General features: G+C 72.2%; 13 protein-coding genes and 1 tRNA gene. 8 read left to right on the top strand and 6 right to left on the bottom strand.

All coding sequences use genetic code 11. From position 1 onward, the window contains the following. Positions 1 to 147 precede the first annotated feature (147 nt). Complete coding sequence (locus ACFOSY_RS07125; RefSeq protein ID WP_394305876.1) at positions 148 to 378, top strand: hypothetical protein; 231 nt, start codon at positions 148 to 150, stop codon at positions 376 to 378. 138 nt (positions 379 to 516) lie between these two features. On the opposite strand, the gene ACFOSY_RS07120 is transcribed toward ACFOSY_RS07125, so the two are convergent. Further along, positions 517 to 589 (bottom strand) — tRNA-Arg (locus ACFOSY_RS07120). A gap of 321 nt (positions 590 to 910) precedes the next feature. Between ACFOSY_RS07120 and ACFOSY_RS07115 the strand changes: the two genes are divergently transcribed. The 4 genes from ACFOSY_RS07115 (at position 911) to ACFOSY_RS07100 (ending at position 6,903) form a co-directional block, all read left to right on the top strand. Next, positions 911 to 2,521, top strand: a complete 1,611-nt coding sequence (locus ACFOSY_RS07115) for a dynamin family protein (RefSeq protein WP_394305875.1) — start codon at positions 911 to 913, stop codon at positions 2,519 to 2,521. Between the two features lie 3 nt (positions 2,522 to 2,524). Next, positions 2,525 to 4,351, top strand: coding sequence for a GTP-binding protein (locus tag ACFOSY_RS07110; protein ID WP_394305874.1), 1,827 nt, complete (start codon positions 2,525 to 2,527; stop codon positions 4,349 to 4,351). Positions 4,352 to 4,647: 296 nt separating this feature from the next. After that, positions 4,648 to 5,202: a single-stranded DNA-binding protein gene (locus ACFOSY_RS07105; RefSeq protein ID WP_394305873.1), complete on the top strand. Its 555-nt coding sequence runs from the start codon at positions 4,648 to 4,650 to the stop codon at positions 5,200 to 5,202. Between the two features lie 279 nt (positions 5,203 to 5,481). Then, positions 5,482 to 6,903, top strand: coding sequence for a Cys-Gln thioester bond-forming surface protein (locus ACFOSY_RS07100; protein WP_394305872.1), 1,422 nt, complete (start codon positions 5,482 to 5,484; stop codon positions 6,901 to 6,903). 23 nt (positions 6,904 to 6,926) lie between these two features. On the opposite strand, the gene ACFOSY_RS07095 is transcribed toward ACFOSY_RS07100, so the two are convergent. From ACFOSY_RS07095 to ACFOSY_RS07080, 4 genes are all read right to left on the bottom strand, one after another. After that, the gene (locus tag ACFOSY_RS07095) at positions 6,927 to 7,448 is read right to left on the bottom strand and encodes an HAD domain-containing protein (protein WP_394305871.1); all 522 of its coding nucleotides are present in this window, start codon (positions 7,446 to 7,448) and stop codon (positions 6,927 to 6,929) included. An 11-nt stretch (positions 7,449 to 7,459) separates the two neighbouring features. After that, positions 7,460 to 8,557: a cation diffusion facilitator family transporter gene (locus ACFOSY_RS07090; RefSeq protein ID WP_394305870.1), complete on the bottom strand. Its 1,098-nt coding sequence runs from the start codon at positions 8,555 to 8,557 to the stop codon at positions 7,460 to 7,462. A gap of 131 nt (positions 8,558 to 8,688) precedes the next feature. Continuing rightward, entirely contained in the window at positions 8,689 to 9,231 is a 543-nt protein-coding gene (locus ACFOSY_RS07085; RefSeq protein ID WP_394305869.1) for a hypothetical protein, read from the bottom strand. Positions 9,232 to 9,319: 88 nt separating this feature from the next. Beyond that, positions 9,320 to 10,078, bottom strand: a complete 759-nt coding sequence (locus ACFOSY_RS07080; protein ID WP_394305868.1) for a DUF6928 family protein — start codon at positions 10,076 to 10,078, stop codon at positions 9,320 to 9,322. Positions 10,079 to 10,293: 215 nt separating this feature from the next. Here ACFOSY_RS07080 and ettA point away from each other — a divergent pair, with 215 nt between their 5' ends. From ettA to ACFOSY_RS07065, 3 genes are read left to right on the top strand one after another with little or no spacing between them, the layout of a single operon-like run. After that, positions 10,294 to 11,958, top strand: coding sequence for an energy-dependent translational throttle protein EttA (ettA, locus tag ACFOSY_RS07075; RefSeq protein WP_394305867.1), 1,665 nt, complete (start codon positions 10,294 to 10,296; stop codon positions 11,956 to 11,958). A 4-nt stretch (positions 11,959 to 11,962) separates the two neighbouring features. Continuing rightward, positions 11,963 to 12,388, top strand: coding sequence for an acyl-CoA thioesterase (locus tag ACFOSY_RS07070; protein WP_006134697.1), 426 nt, complete (start codon positions 11,963 to 11,965; stop codon positions 12,386 to 12,388). Beyond that, entirely contained in the window at positions 12,385 to 13,050 is a 666-nt protein-coding gene (locus tag ACFOSY_RS07065; protein WP_394305866.1) for a hypothetical protein, read from the top strand. The genes ACFOSY_RS07070 and ACFOSY_RS07065 overlap by 4 nt, the downstream gene beginning before the upstream one ends. 53 nt (positions 13,051 to 13,103) lie before the next feature. Here ACFOSY_RS07065 and ACFOSY_RS07060 read toward each other — a convergent pair whose 3' ends face one another. Then, positions 13,104 to 14,075: an ABC transporter ATP-binding protein gene (locus tag ACFOSY_RS07060; protein WP_394305865.1), complete on the bottom strand. Its 972-nt coding sequence runs from the start codon at positions 14,073 to 14,075 to the stop codon at positions 13,104 to 13,106. Between the last annotated feature and the right edge of the window lie 32 nt (positions 14,076 to 14,107).

Raw genomic sequence — 14,107 nt, 5'->3', positions numbered from 1 at the left:
CAGAAGTGCCCACGTGGGGGAGCGCACCCGCGCACGAGCGCCCCTGCTGCCTTGCCTCCGAGGCGCAACGCGCCGACTCCCACGGGTGTGAGGGCATCGTCCCCCTGCGTCCCGGGGCCGGTGGAGGCCCGGTTACCGTTCCCCGGCATGAAGATCGTGATCTGGACCTTCCTCACCCTGTTCTTCGCCGTTGCCGCCGCCGGCGCCCTGTTCAACGCCGTACAGGGGCATGGCGTCTCGACCGTCGTCCGTCATCTGTTCGCCGGTGCCCTGTTCTCATGGCTGGCCTGGGGCTGTTGGGCGAGAGCCTCCCGCCCCCGGATTCCGGCATGGGCCCGGATCGAGGAACCGCGTCGCAGACCCTGGCGTCGACGATGATCCCGTCGAGCGGCAGGGGCCCGGTAGTCATGCCGGTCGTGATGTGACGGGGTCGTTGCCGTCGGTGATGCCGCCGGAAACGACGAAACGCCCTGGAGGGGAGGTCCCCCCTGGGGCGTTCTTGCTGACGGCGACTTGCGCCCCCGGCAGGACTCGAACCTGCGGCCAAGCGCTTAGAAGGCGCCTGCTCTATCCACTGAGCTACGGGGGCCGGTGTGGTGGCCTGTCGTCGTGGTGGCCTCGGCGGGCCTGTCCTTGACGCTGCCGGGGACAAGGATAGGGCTCCCGCATCCGTGTCCCTGTCGCCTCGCCTCCGTGGCTCGATGTGGAGGTTCGGTGAAGCGGTCCTGATAATCGCAGGCAGGTGCGAATCGTGCACTGCTTTTGGCCTCTGGCGCATCGGGTGTTGTGCACTCGTTATGCCTCAGCTGTGTCCGCGTCTCAGACGCCCCTTCCATCCGCTTGTGTCCTGTCGGCGCGCAGACATGCTCATATGCTTCAGAATTACCCTGAAATTGGGCATTCTTCGCATGTGGTGACCTTGGACGTACGGCCTCAGCTGCTCGACGCACTCTCCGCCCTGCGCGACCGTGTCGCCGCCGCACGCTTCCCGCTGCCCCTCGCCGGGGCCGCCCGCGCGCGTGCCAACCGCGACGAACTGCTCGCCCAGCTGGACGACTACCTGGTGCCGCGGCTGAGAGACCCCGGGGCGCCCCTGCTGGCCGTCGTCGGGGGATCCACCGGAGCCGGGAAGTCCACGCTGGTGAACTCGCTCGTGGGCCGGCGCGTCAGCGAGGCGGGGGTGCTGCGGCCGACGACACGGACGCCGGTGCTCGTCTGCCATCCGGAGGACCACCACTGGTTCAGCGGGATGCGGGTGCTGCCCGACCTCACCCGCGTCTGGGTGCCCCACCACCAGGACCCGGCCGACGACCTGCTGCTGCCCGGCGAGGACCCCGCCCGCGTCCTGCGCGTCGAGACCGCCGACACCCTGCCGCCCGGCCTCGCCCTCCTCGACGCGCCCGACATCGACTCCCTGGTCTGCGACAACCGGGTCCTCGCCGCCGAGCTGATCAACGCCGCCGACATCTGGATCATGGTCACCACCGCCGCCCGCTACGCCGACGCCGTCCCCTGGCACATGCTGCGCACCGCCAAGGAGTACGACGTCAGCCTGGTCACGGTGCTGGACCGGGTACCGCACCAGGTGGTCTCCGAGGTGTCACGGCAGTACGGCGCCCTCCTCACCAAGGCCGGACTCGGCGACGTACCCCGCTTCACCGTGCCCGAGCTGCCCGAGTCCGCCTTCGGCGGCGGACTGCTGCCCGCCACCGCCGTGGCCGCCCTGCGCACTTGGCTCGTCCACCAGACGCTCGACCCCGCCGCCCGCCAGCACGTCATGGCCCGCACCGCGTACGGGATCCTCGACTCGCTCAACTCCCGGCTGCCCGAGCTGGCCGGCGCCGCCGCCGCCCAGTACGCCGCCGCCCTGCGCCTCACCTCCGCCGTGGAGACCGCGTACGACAGCGAGCACTCCCGGGTGCGGGGGCGGCTCCAGGCCGGGGCCGTGCTCGCCGGCGACGCGCTCAAGCGGTGGCGCGCCTTCCCCCTCGACTGCACCCCGGGCGAGCTGCTCGACACGCTCGTGGAGAGCCTCAGCGCGCTCCTGCTGTGCGCCGTCGCCGCCGCCGACGAACGCGTCGACGAGACCTGGCGGCGCGAGCCCGCGGCCGACGCGCCCGAGCTGGCCGCCCGCGACAGCGCCCCGGAGAGCGTCGAGCACCGCATCGGCCTCGCCGTACGGCGCTGGCGGCGCGAGCTGGAGGAACTCGCCGAGGAGGAGGTGCGCGAGCTGGAGCGCTCCGTCGCCCCCGATCCCGAGACGGTCACCGCCCTCGTCGCCACGGTCCTGCTCGGCGGCCGCCGCGCCCGGACCGCCGGGGAGACCCTCGCCGAGCGGATCGGCGCCCACGGCGCGCTGCGCCTGCGCGACCGCGGCGGACGGCTCCTCGTCGCCCACGTCGACCGCATCATGCACGCCGAACGCGAACGCCGGCTCGCCCCGATCGACACGCTCGAGGTGCACGCGGAACCCCAGCCGGAACTCATCGCCGCGTTGTCCGTACTGCAGAAGGAGAGGTGACCGGTGACCGCCGTCACTGACCAGGACCACACCGAGCACCCCGAGCACCCCGAGCACAGCGACGCTTCCGAGCGCCCCGACCGCCCGGACACCCCCGGCGCCTGGGACGACGGGCTGATCGCGCGCCGGGTGAACGGCACCGCGGGCGGCGCCGCAGGGAGCGCGCCGAGGGAGGAGCAGCCCGCCGTGGCGGAACCCCGCGCCTCCACCCCGCAGAAGGTGGTCCCCCTGTCGTACGACCCGCGGCTCGCCTCACGTCTGGACGCGCTGCGCGAGCTGGTCGGGCTCTCCCGCGCCCGGCTGGACAACCGCACCCTCTCCCAGGCCGGACGCGTGCTCGACGAGGCCTCCGCGCGGCGCCGGCTCTCCGGGCAGCACACCGTCGTCGCCATCGCGGGCGCGACCGGCAGCGGCAAGTCGCAGCTGTTCAACACGCTGGCCGGGGTGCCGATCTCCGAGACGGGCGTCCGGCGTCCCACCACCGCCGCGCCCATCGCGTGCAGCTGGAGCGACGGCGCGGCGAGCCTCATCGAACGCCTCGGCATCCCGCCCCGGCTGCGCCGCCGCCCCCTCCAGGCCATGACGGACGCCGACGAACGGCTGCGCGGGCTCGTCCTCGTCGACCTGCCCGACCACGACTCGGCGGCGGTGGAGCACCGCGAGCAGGTGGACCGGGTGCTGGGGCTGGTCGACGCGGTGATCTGGGTCGTCGACCCGGAGAAGTACGCCGACGCCATGCTGCACGAGCGCTACCTGCGGCCCATGGCGGCCCACGCGGAGGTCATGTTCGTCGTCCTCAACCAGATCGACCGGCTGCCCGGCGACGCCGCCGAACAGGTCCTCGACGACCTGCGGCGGCTCCTCGACGAGGACGGCATCGTGCTGGGGGAGTACGGCGAACCCGGTACGACCGTGCTCGCCCTGTCGGCGCTCACCGGGGACGGGGTGGGCGACCTGCGCGAGGCGCTCGCCCGGTTCGTGGCCGAGCGCGGCGCGCCCGCCCGCCGGATCTCCGCCGACGTCGACATCGCCGCCGCCCGTCTGTGGCCCGCGTACGCGACGCGCCGGCGCACCGGGCTGAGCGAGGAGGCGCGCGAGGAGTTCTCCGACCGGCTCGCGGACGCCGTCGGGGCCACCGCGGCGGGCGAGGCGGCCGAACGCGCCTGGCTGCGCAACGCCAACCGCGCCTGCGGAACGCCCTGGCTGCGGCTGTGGCGCTGGTGTCAGGCGCGGCGCGAGCCGACCACCGGCAGGGTGACGCTCGGCGGCCGGCCCGATGAGGAGGTCACCGCGCGGCAGCGCGTGGAGCAGGCGGTCCGCACGGTCGCCGACCGGGCCTCCGCCGGGCTGCCCGCGCCCTGGGCGCAGGCGGTGCGGGAGGCGGCGGTGCGCGGGTCGCAGGGGCTGCCGGAAGCGCTCGACGAACTCGCCGTACGGGCCGGACTGCCGCCGGGGCGGCCGCCGCGGCCGGGGTGGTGGCCGGTGGCCGTGCTCGCCCAGGCGCTCATGACGATCCTTCAGTTCGTGGGCGGGCTGTGGCTGCTCGGGCAGATCGTCGGCGTCATGGCGCCGAACCTGGGCGTGCCGGTGCTGCTGATGGTCATCGGCATCGTGGGCGGGCCGCTCGTCGAGTGGAGCTGCCGGATGGCCGCGCGCGGGCCCGCCCGCAGGTACGGGCTGGACGCGGAGAGACGGCTGCGGGAGGCGGCGGCGGGGTGCGGGCGCGCCCGCGTGCTGGATCCGGTGGCGGCGGAGCTGCTGCGGTACCGGGAGGTGCGGGAGCAGTACGGGCGTGTGGTGGGGGTGGGAACGGGGGGCGGAGGGCGCTGAGGCGCGCTGCGCGGTTGTGGTGGGGGACCGGGGACCGGGGACCGGGGGCCGGGGGAGGGGGGAGGAAGCGGCAGGTCACTCGTTCGGGTGGCGGGGTTTTCCACAGAGTGGGGGCGGTCCACAGGGCTCGGCGGGGTCCGGCCCGGCGGAGGCAGTCTGACTGCGCGGTGACCACGGAGCGCGAGGCGGTCCGCGGTCACCGCGCCAGACGGCAGCCGTACGGGACGGGCCCGTACGCGTATCCGCCCGGCGCCGGCGCGACAGCCGGCGGGGTCCGGGCCAGGGAGGGAAACGCGATGAACGAGACGATGGTGTGCGTGGTGGGCAACGTGGCGACGCGGCCCGTGTACCGGGAGACGGTCTCCGGACCCTCGGCGAGGTTCCGGATCGCGGTCACCGCGCGCTACTGGGACCGGGAGAGGAACAGCTGGGCCGACGGCCACACCAACTTCTTCACGGTGTGGGCCAACCGGCAGCTCGCCACCAACGCCGCGGCGTCCCTGTCGGTGGGCGAACCGGTGATCGTGCAGGGGCGGTTGAAGGTGCGGACGGAGACGCGGGACGGGCAGCCCGAGTGGATGTCGGCGGACATCGACGCGGTGTCCGTCGGGCACGACCTCGCCCGCGGCACGACCGCCTTCCGCCGCACGCCGCGCCCGGAGACGAGCCCCGCGCCGGACCGCGCGGAATCGGCGCCGGATCGTGCGGAGACCGCGCTGGTCCGCGCGGAACCCGCCTGGGAGACGGACCGGGCACCGTCACCGCCGGCGGACGGGGCGGGCAACGGCGCGACCGGCGCTCCCGGCGGCGACGCGAGCCAACTGCTGCCCGAGGCAGCCATGGTGACGTGACATCAGGGGCGGCGGTCCTCGCCCCGATGGCTGTCCGAACCGAGGCTTATCGGCGGATGCGTGCCGAACAATCCCGCGTGGATTTGTCGATAAGCCCTGTTCAGCGGTGTCACGGCGATAACGATTCCGATTCGGATCACCGCTGCGACGCGATCACCGGCAAGCGCTGTCCGACGGCTCCTTAGGATGCCGGGCATGGCTCCGGGGTGCTCGGGGCCTGAAAATTCTGCTGGTGGGACCGGCCCCCCACGTAACGGGTCCTGCTCGGAAGGGAATTCGGTGTCTGTTTCGTTTTCCGCGCGGCGCCTGCGCGGACGTGGGTCGGCCCGCCTCGCGGCGGGGACGCTGGTGACGGGGCTCGTCGCCACCACCGTGCTCGCCGGTGCCGGAACGGCCTCCGCGGACGACCCCGGGACGATGCCGCAGCAGCACGGAGCAGCCGCGACGATCGACGGGCTCAAGACCTACGGCGCGGCCGTCATCCACGGGCCCGCGGGTGACACGCAGGTGTCGGCGGGGCTGTTCGAGATGTCCGTCGAGGGCGGCGGCATGCTCCAGACGTACTGCGTCGACATCCACACCCCCACCCAGCAGGACGCCAAGTACCACGAGACCTCCTGGAGCGGCACCTCGCTCGGCACGAACAAGGACGCCGGGCGCATCCTCTGGATCCTCGAGCACTCCTACCCGCAGGTGAACGACCTGGCGGAGCTCGCCGAGAAGGCGGACGTCCAGGGCCAGCTCACCGAGCAGGACGCGGCGGCCGGCACGCAGGTGGCGATATGGCGTCACTCCGACGGTGTGGACGTCGAGGCGCTCGACCCGCAGGCCGAGCAGCTCGCCGACTACCTCGGGAAGAAGGCGCGCGACACGGCGGAGCCCGAGGCGTCGCTCACCCTGGACCCTCCGGTCGTCGCCGGCCGCCCGGGCGAGCGGCTGGGCCCGGTCACCGTCCGCACCGACGCGCGGAGCGTGACGGTGTCTCCGCCCGCCGACGCGGCCACCTCCGGCGTACGGATCGTGGACGCCAAGGGCCGGCCCGTCACCACCGCCGGCAACGGCAGCAAGCTGTACGTCGAGGTCCCTCAGGACGCGGAGGCGGGCACCGCCCAGCTGACCGTGCAGGCGGCGACGAGCGTGCCGGTCGGTCGTGCCTTCGTCTCCGAGAGCCGGAGCCAGACCCAGATCCTGGCCGGGTCCAGCGAGTCGACCGTCTCCGCGACGGCCGTCGTCGGCTGGGCGGGGACCGGCGCGATACCGGCGGTCTCGGCCCGCGAGAACTGCGCCTCGGGCGCGGTGGACGTCACGGTCGCCAACGAGGGCGACGCCGCGTTCGCCTTCGAGCTGGCGGGGGCCGAGTACACGGTGGAGGCGGGCAGCTCCCACACGGTGACGGTCCCGCTGAACGAGGACCAGCCGTACGACTTCACCGTCGAGGGGCCGGACGGCTTCCAGCAGCGGTTCACCGGGATGCTGGACTGCCGGACGCGGGCCGCCGAGACGGGCACGACGACGCAGACCCTCACGGGCCCGTCCCCGACCCCGCTGTCCGCCCCGGTCACGGACACCAACCTCGCCGAGACCGGCGCCTCGAGCGCCACTCCGTGGATCACCGGTACGGCGATCGCGCTGGTCGTCCTCGGCGGCGCGGGCCTGGTCTTCACCCGCAGGCGGCAGGACGCCTCCGGCGACAACGGCTGACGGACGGAGAAGGGCTCACGTCCCTATGAGGGGCGACCGAGGGCGCCTAGCCACTCCGTGAGGGTGCGGAAGTCGGAGTCCTGGAGCCCCCTGGCCGGGTCGACGCGGTGGAGCAGCGCCGGCCCGGGGTGGGCGGCGTCGACCCACTGACGGTCCACGGCGCCGATCTCGTCGTCGACCCAGACGAACGGCCGGCCGTCGGCCCACGCGACGAGGGGCCGCGTCTTCCAGTGCAGACCTCGCGGCCCACGGCCCTCCTCGCTTTCCCCCGGCAGCCCCAGCACAGGAAGCCGCGGCAGCCCGACGCGCGGCGCGACGACCTCGTTCGCCTCCTCCCCCCAGGTGGTGGCCCACACGAGCGAACAGCCCAGGTCCAGCAGACGGGCGCCGATCCCGGGGTCGAGCCGGGCGAGCAGCGGGTTGCCGTCGTCGTCGGAGGCCGCCGGGGGAGGGGGGTACGGCGATCCGAACGGGATCAGGGGGCCGTCGACGTCGAGAAAGAGGAGAGGACGCAGGGGACGCTGACGCTCAGTGGCCGCGGTCATGGTGCGGCACCCTACTGGGGCGACGGCGAGGCGGAGACCGGGGACGGCGAGGCCCGTACCGACTCCGGGGCGTGGTGGTGGAGGGCGGCGTGGGGGTCGCCTTCGACGGCGGTGTGGTCCGTGTGGACGGTGGCGGCGGACAGACGGGGGACCGCGTGGAGGAGGGCGTGTTCGGCGGCGACGGCGATGCGGTGCGCCTCGACGACGGTCAGCCGCGCGTCGACGACGATGTCGGCCTCGGCGCGCAGGACGTGCCCTATCCACCGCATCCGCACCTGCCCGGTGCTGCGGACGCCGTCGACGCCGCGCAGCGTGGCGTGGGCCGTGGCGACGAGTTCCGGGTCGACGGAGTCCATCAGGCGCCGGTACACCTCGCGGGCGGCGTCCTTGAGGACCATCAGGATGGCCAGGGTGATGAGCAGCCCGACGACGGGATCGGCGGCATGCCATCCGAGGGCGGTGCCGCCCGCGCCCAGCAGGACGGCCAGGGAGGTGAAGCCGTCGGTGCGGGCGTGCAGGCCGTCGGCGACCAGGGCGGCGGAGCCGATACGGCGGCCGGTGCGGATGCGGTACCGGGCCACCCACTCGTTGCCGACGAAGCCGGCCAGCGCGGCGCCGGACACGGCCCACAGGTGGGTGACCTCGCGGGGATGCAGGAGGCGGTCGACGGCCGTCCAGGCGGCCAGGACGGCGGAGGCGGCGATGGTGACGACGATGAGGACGCCCGCCAGGTCCTCGGCCCGGCCGTAGCCGTAGGTGTAGCGACGGTTGGCCGCCCGGCGGCCGAGGAGGAACGCGATGCCCAGCGGGACGGCGGTCAGCGCGTCGGCCGCGTTGTGCACGGTGTCACCGAGCAGGGCCACCGACCCGGACAGGGCGACGATCACGGCCTGGACGACGGCGGTGACCCCGAGGACGACCAGCGAGATCCACAGCGTGCGCATGCCCTCCCGGGAGGCCTCCATGACCGCGTCCACCTTGTCACCGGCCTCGTGACGGTGCGGCGTGAGGAGATGGACGAGCCGATGCCTCAGCCGCTTCAGCCGCCTCATCGGCTCCGTCCGCGCCGGCCGGTCATGGTCGTGGTGTGCGTGCCGCGTCCCGTCCATGCGGCCTACCGTGACAGACGGACCGCATTGCGGCTACAGCCGTCGTACACGGCCTGACCAGGTGCGATGCACTCGCAAGAGTCGCGCGGGTGCAGTTGCACAGCGATCATCACCATCAGGCTCCCCGACGCTCACTCCCCATACGCGAGATCCCTGCCGCCGCTGGCCTTGATCAGCCAGGACAGCGAACCGCTGCCGAACGGCCAACCGGTGGTGGCCACCTCGACCCAGCCGCTGCCCGGCTCATCCGCCCCCGCGTCCCACCACCACCAACTGCGGTCGTCGCCCATGCCCTCCTCCGTTGGATCGAAGTAGTAGAGCCAACCTGAGAGCGTCCAAGGTCCTTGACTGAAGTCCGCCTTCTGCTCGGGGGACATCGCCCGCCACTTCCGGAGCCATGCCTCGGAGTCGAAAGACTCGCCGGTCCCCGACTCCGCGCGCTCCGGGGCACACCGCTGCACGAACCACGCCGGCAGCAGTTGCGGCCACCGCTCGAAGGCGGGCCAGTCATCCGTCCGCTCGACCACTGACGTCAGCACGGCGCGGGCATCCGCGATGACCCGTGCCGGATTCTCGGCGGTGAACCGGACCCGCACGAGAAACGGTCTGAGCCGACTGTCATCAGATCCGGGACCGGACCGAAGACGTCGAAGCTCGCCCTTGATGATCTCCATGACGCAGCAGTGTGAACTGTCTCCGCATTCGGCACACCTGGATTTGTCGGCTCTGCCATGGCGGGACGCTCCCTTGTGGGCTCGTGAGCTAAAGGCCCTCTCGCTCGATCAGCGAGCCGTCGGGCCCGATCGTGTACACGTGTGGCGGTTCCATGGCGTCCACCGCCCTTCGCAGCTGTGCTTCCCGCTCCGCGGGGTCAGGGCCGTGCGAGTCCCGGACGTGGAAGCCGTGCAGGCGGATGGAGTCCGCGTCGACGTCGTCCGGCTCGGGGCGGCCCTCCTGGACGAAGCCGCACAGCGCTCGCAGTGCGTCTTCGCCCAGTTCCAGAGGGTGGAACGGCAGCGGGTACGTCTCTTCGTCCTCGTCCGGCCAGGGGATGACGTCGGCCGGGCGGTCTCCGGCCCAGTAGGGAAGCTCGAAGGGGAGCGGTTCGCCGATGTTCTCGATGATGCCGCTGTCCGGAGACAGGCTCAGGGAACGGACAAGACGCCCGTCCTCCCACACGGCGAATGCCAGCCAGTCGACGACGCTGTGCATGGCGTGCAGGACGAGCCGTCGGCCGGCGCTTGCCGCAACGAGGTGTTCGGGAAGCTGGGAGGGGGCATCGATCATCACTCCCTGATCACCGATGACGTCCACGCCGGGCCAGCTGGCCGCGTACGTCATCCCCTCCGGGGGGTACACGCCGTCCCAGAGCGTCGAGCCCTCGCCCTCCTCGATCTGCCGGCCTGGGTGGAGCCGCCGCAGCATCGCGACGGTCCGGTCAAGGTCCGCAGCCCCCACGCGTCGCAGCGCCCCCGGCACGTCTCCGTCGGCGTACACCAGCAGCCCCGTCTTGGCTCCCACAACAGTCCTCCCCCGAACGTCGCCCTCGATGGCGGACGCACCGTAGCGCCACGCACTGACAACGAAGACGGACCGTGACAGCCGAGCTGGAGCCGCTGTCCGCGAAACCCCAGGTCAGGGCATCCTGGCCTAACGCGTTTCCTCCGAGGGGTGGCGGTGCGGCAAGATGGGGTGTATCTGCCCACGCCTGATTTCAAGCTGCCGGACGGTTTCTCTTGGCTGAGTACATCTACACCATGCGCAAGGCGCGCAAAGCGCACGGCGACAAGGTGATCCTCGACGACGTCACCCTGAGCTTCCTGCCCGGGGCGAAGATCGGTGTCGTCGGGCCGAACGGCGCCGGTAAGTCGACGGTTCTGAAGATCATGGCGGGGCTGGAGCAGCCGTCCAACGGTGACGCCTTCCTCAGTCCCGGTTACACCGTGGGCATCCTGCTCCAGGAGCCCCCGCTGAACGAGGACAAGACCGTCCTGGAGAACGTCCAGGAGGGTGTCGCCGAGGTCAAGGGCAAGCTCGACCGGTTCAACGAGATCGCCGAGCAGATGGCCACCGACTACTCCGACGCGCTGCTCGAGGAGATGGGCAAGCTCCAGGAGGAGCTGGACCACGCCAACGCATGGGACCTCGACGCCCAGCTGGAGCAGGCCATGGACGCGCTGGGCTGCCCGCCCGGCGACTGGCCGGTCGCCAACCTCTCCGGTGGCGAGAAGCGCCGCGTGGCGCTGTGCAAGCTGCTCCTCGAGGCGCCCGACCTGCTGCTGCTCGACGAGCCCACCAACCACCTCGACGCCGAGTCGGTGAACTGGCTGGAGCAGCACCTCGCCAAGTACGAGGGCACCGTCGTGGCCGTCACCCACGACCGGTACTTCCTGGACAACGTCGCCGGCTGGATCTGCGAGGTCGACCGCGGCCGCCTGCACGGCTACGAGGGCAACTACTCCAAGTACCTCGAGACCAAGGCCGCCCGCCTCAAGGTCGAGGGCCAGAAGGACGCCAAGCGGCAGAAGCGGCTCAAGGACGAGCTGGAGTGGGTGCGGTCCAACGCCAAGGGACGGCAGGCCAAGTCCAAGGCGCGTCTCGCCCGCTACGAGGAGATGGCCGCCGAGGCCGACAAGATGCGGAAGCTGGACTTCGAGGAGATCCAGATCCCGCCGGGCCCGCGCCTGGGCAACGTCGTCGTGGAGGTCAACAACCTCACCAAGGGCTTCGGCGAGAAGCTCCTCATCGACGACCTCAGCTTCACCCTCCCGCGCAACGGCATCGTCGGCATCATCGGCCCGAACGGCGCCGGCAAGACCACGCTGTTCAAGATGATCCAGGGCATCGAGGAGCCCGACTCCGGATCCATCAAGGTCGGCGACACCGTCAAGATCTCCTACGTCGACCAGAGCCGCGAGAACATCGACCCGAAGAAGACGCTGTGGGCGGTCGTCTCCGACGAGCTCGACTACATCAACGTCGGCCAGGTCGAGATGCCGTCGCGGGCGTACGTCTCCGCGTTCGGGTTCAAGGGCCCGGACCAGCAGAAGCCGGCCGGTGTGCTCTCCGGCGGTGAGCGCAACCGCCTCAACCTCGCGCTCACCCTCAAGCAGGGCGGCAACCTGCTGCTCCTCGACGAGCCGACCAACGACCTCGACGTCGAGACGCTGTCCTCCCTGGAGAACGCGCTGCTGGAGTTCCCCGGCTGCGCCGTGGTCGTCTCCCACGACCGGTGGTTCCTCGACCGCGTGGCCACGCACATCCTGGCCTACGAGGGCGACTCCAAGTGGTTCTGGTTCGAGGGCAACTTCGAGTCGTACGAGAAGAACAAGATCGAGCGGCTGGGCCCGGACGCCGCGCGTCCGCACCGCGCCACCTACAAGAAGCTGACCCGAGGCTGATCTCTTGCGGCACATCTACCGCTGCCCGCTGCGCTGGGCGGACATGGACGCGTACGGCCACGTCAACAACGTGGTGTTCCTCCGCTACCTGGAGGAGGCCCGTATCGACTTCCTGTTCCGCCCGGAGAAGGACTTCAAGCAGGGGTCCGTGGTGGCGCGCCACGAGATCGACTACAAGCGGCAGCTCGTGCACCGGCACCACCCGGTCGACATCGAGCTGTGGGTCACGGAGATCAGGGCGGCGTCCTTCACCCTCACCTACGAGGTGAAGGACGACGACCTGGTCTACGTCCGCGCGTCGACGGTCATCGTGCCGTTCGACTTCGAGGCGCAGCGTCCCCGGCGGCTCACGGCGGAGGAGCGTGAGTTCCTCCAGGAGTACACGGACGACGCCACCGCCGGTGACAAGGAGGAGGCCGTCGCCGCATGACGGTGCTCCACCTCGCCGACGAGGGGGAGGCCGCGGATCTCGCGGCCTTCCTGTCCCGGCTGCTGCACTACGACCGCGGCGCCGCCGTCCGCCTCCAGGCGGCCGGCACGGCGCTCGCGGTGTTCGGCCGTCCCCCCTCGTTCGAGGTGCTGGCGATCCGCGCCGTGCGGCTGGCGAAGCCGTACGAGAACGGGCTCGACGTCACGCTCGACGTGACCGTGTCCGCCGGTGAGCTGCTGGAGTCGGTGGACGAGACCGCCGCCACCGCGGCCGTGCCGGCGGCGGTCACCGGGCCGCCGTGGGCCGGGGTGCTCCCGCCGCGCGGCGGCTGGCACCCGGAGCCCGGTCTGCCGGAGCCCGAGCGGCTGCGCCGGCTCGTCTCCGCCTCGGTCGCCGAATTCCGCTCCCGCACCGAGCAGTTGGCGCCCGAGCGGCGCACACGGGCCGAACTCGACCGGATCGGGCGGGAGATATGGTCCCGCACGGTCGCCGACACCGGGCTGCCGGTGCGCGCCGTGCACGCCGCCCAGTCGCTCGGCTTCCTGCGGGGCGACGACCAGGCCCTGGTCTCGTCCGGGTCGTGGCTGCGGCTGCGGACGCCCTACGGGTCGGTCGCGGTACGGCGGGCGGGCACGGGCGCCCTCGGACTCACCGTCCGCTGAGGCTCCGGACGCCGTACGTCCGGGCTCCGTGCGCCCCGACGCCGTGCGTCTGCCTACTCGTGCCCGCTGTCGTCCGGGCGGACCGCGATGTGGTCGGGTTCCAGTTCCAGGGCCACGCGGTCGCGCATGCCCAGGGCGTCGGTGTACTCGGCGGGGAGCTGGAGGCGGCCCGCGCGGTCCAGCATCGCGTACTCGCGGGCGACGACCTTCTCATCGCCGGTGGCCGCGTCCACCTCGCTGCGGCGCAGCACCTCCGTCGACGTGCGGCCGTCGCGGATGGCGACCGTGCGCCTGACCTCGCTCGCCACCGTCTGGTCGTGCGTGACGATCACGACGGTCGTGCCGAGCCGCTCGTTGGCCGTGCGGAACGCGGCGAAGATCTGCTCCCCGGTGTGCGAGTCCAGCTCACCGGTCGGTTCGTCCGCGAGCAGCAGCGCCGGGTCGCCCGCGAGGGCCACGGCGATGGCGACCCGCTGCTGCTGGCCGCCGGACATCTCGTGCGGGCGCCGGTCCCGGCAGTCCGCCACCTCCAGCAGCTCCAGCAGTTCCAGCGCGCGTTCGGCGCGGGCCCGGCGCGCGGACCGGGAGCGTCCGCCGCGGCGGCCGGTCAGCTGCATCGGGAGCGCCACGTTCTGCGCCGACGTCAGATACGGCAGCAGATTGCGGGAGGTCTGCTGCCAGACGAAGCCGACGACCTCACGGCGGTAGGCGAGACGGTCCCGCGCGGACATCGTCAGCAGGTCGCGGCCCGCCACCCGGGCCGCGCCGGCCGTGGGCGTGTCCAGCCCGGCCAGGATGTTCATCAACGTCGACTTGCCGCTGCCGGACGCGCCCACCAGCGCCATCAGCTCGCCCTCCCGCACCAGCAGGTCGAGCCCCTGGAGCGCCTGCACCTCCACGCCGTCCGCGGTGAACACGCGGACCAGACGGTCGCAGGTGACGAGCGCGTCATGGCCGTACGCGGGCCGGTCCTTGCGGGCCGCGACCCGCTCGGTCAGGTCGGCCAGGGTCGGGTCCGAGGTCATCGGGAGCCTCCTGCGGGGAGAGGTCGACGCGT

The sequence above is a fragment of the Streptomyces lusitanus genome, from assembly GCF_042647945.1.
GTDB classification, from domain to species: domain Bacteria; phylum Actinomycetota; class Actinomycetes; order Streptomycetales; family Streptomycetaceae; genus Streptomyces; species Streptomyces pseudogriseolus.
Note: the sequence above shows the minus strand (reverse complement) of the source record. Positions and strands in the feature narration are given on the sequence as shown.

Excerpts from the sequence above, each read along its gene's own strand:
- ACFOSY_RS07125 (WP_394305876.1), top strand. The coding sequence starts at position 148 with ATGAAGATCGTGATCTGGACCTTCCTCACCCTGTTCTTCGCCGTTGCC.
- ACFOSY_RS07105 (WP_394305873.1), top strand. The coding sequence starts at position 4,648 with ATGAACGAGACGATGGTGTGCGTGGTGGGCAACGTGGCGACGCGGCCC.
- ACFOSY_RS07095 (WP_394305871.1), bottom strand. The coding sequence starts at position 7,448 with ATGACCGCGGCCACTGAGCGTCAGCGTCCCCTGCGTCCTCTCCTCTTT.
- ACFOSY_RS07090 (WP_394305870.1), bottom strand. The coding sequence starts at position 8,557 with ATGGACGGGACGCGGCACGCACACCACGACCATGACCGGCCGGCGCGG.
- ACFOSY_RS07085 (WP_394305869.1), bottom strand. The coding sequence starts at position 9,231 with ATGGAGATCATCAAGGGCGAGCTTCGACGTCTTCGGTCCGGTCCCGGA.
- ACFOSY_RS07065 (WP_394305866.1), top strand. The coding sequence starts at position 12,385 with ATGACGGTGCTCCACCTCGCCGACGAGGGGGAGGCCGCGGATCTCGCG.
- ACFOSY_RS07060 (WP_394305865.1), bottom strand. The coding sequence starts at position 14,075 with ATGACCTCGGACCCGACCCTGGCCGACCTGACCGAGCGGGTCGCGGCC.